Source organism: Pseudomonas sp. GM84 (assembly GCF_000282535.1).
Classification (GTDB): Bacteria; Pseudomonadota; Gammaproteobacteria; order Pseudomonadales; family Pseudomonadaceae; genus Aquipseudomonas.
The window spans coordinates 1-958 of sequence record NZ_AKJC01000154.1 but is presented as its reverse complement, the minus strand read 5'-3'; the positions used below and the strand labels follow the sequence as shown (position 1 = coordinate 958).

General features: G+C 63.0%; 1 protein-coding gene. It reads left to right on the top strand.

Annotation, left to right across the window (positions count from 1 at the left end; all coding sequences use genetic code 11):
* Positions 1–6: 6 nt before the first annotated feature.
* Complete coding sequence (locus PMI38_RS13335; protein ID WP_008094755.1) at positions 7–936, top strand: electron transfer flavoprotein subunit alpha/FixB family protein; 930 nt, start codon at positions 7–9, stop codon at positions 934–936.
* Positions 937–958 lie beyond the last annotated feature (22 nt).

Here is a 958-nt window from a genome sequence, read left to right as displayed (position 1 = left end):
ATCTGAATGACTGTCCTGGTTATCGCTGAATACCAAGCCGGTGCCATCGCCCCGGCCACCCTGAACACTGTCGCCGCCGCCGCCAAGATCGGGGGTGATATCCACCTGCTGGTTGTCGGCGCAAACGTCGGTGGCGTCGCCGAATCCGCTGCCCAGATCGCGGATGTGGCCAAGGTACTGGTGGCCGATAACGCCGCCTACGCCCACGTCCTGCCGGAAAACGTCGCGCCGCTGATCGTCGAGTTGGCCAGCGGTTACAGCCACGTGCTGGCCCCGGCCACCAGCAACGGCAAGAACATCCTGCCGCGCGTTGCTGCGCTGCTGGACGTCGACCAGATCTCCGAGATCCTTTCGGTTGAGTCGGCCGACACCTTCAAGCGTCCGATTTACGCCGGCAACGCCATTGCCACCGTGCAATCGAGCGCTGCGGTCAAGGTCATCACCGTGCGTGCCACCGGTTTCGACGCCGTGGCCGCCGAGGGTGGTTCCGCTGCCGTTGTAGCGGTTGATGTCGCGCACAATGCCGGTATATCCGCCTTCGTTGGCGAAGAGCTGGCCAAGTCCGACCGCCCAGAGCTGACTGCCGCCAAGATCGTCGTTTCCGGCGGTCGTGGCATGGGCAATGGTGACAACTTCAAATATCTGTACAGCCTGGCCGACAAGCTCGGTGCCGCCGTCGGTGCCTCGCGCGCTGCGGTCGACGCAGGCTTCGTGCCCAACGACATGCAGGTCGGGCAGACCGGCAAGATCGTTGCGCCGCAGCTGTACATTGCTGTCGGTATCTCTGGTGCGATCCAGCATCTGGCGGGCATGAAGGACTCCAAGGTGATCGTTGCGATCAACAAGGATGAGGAAGCGCCGATCTTCCAGGTGGCCGACTACGGGCTGGTGGGGGATCTGTTCGAAGTCGTGCCTGAGCTGCAAGACCTGCTTTGAAGGTACTGGCCTCATCGCCGGC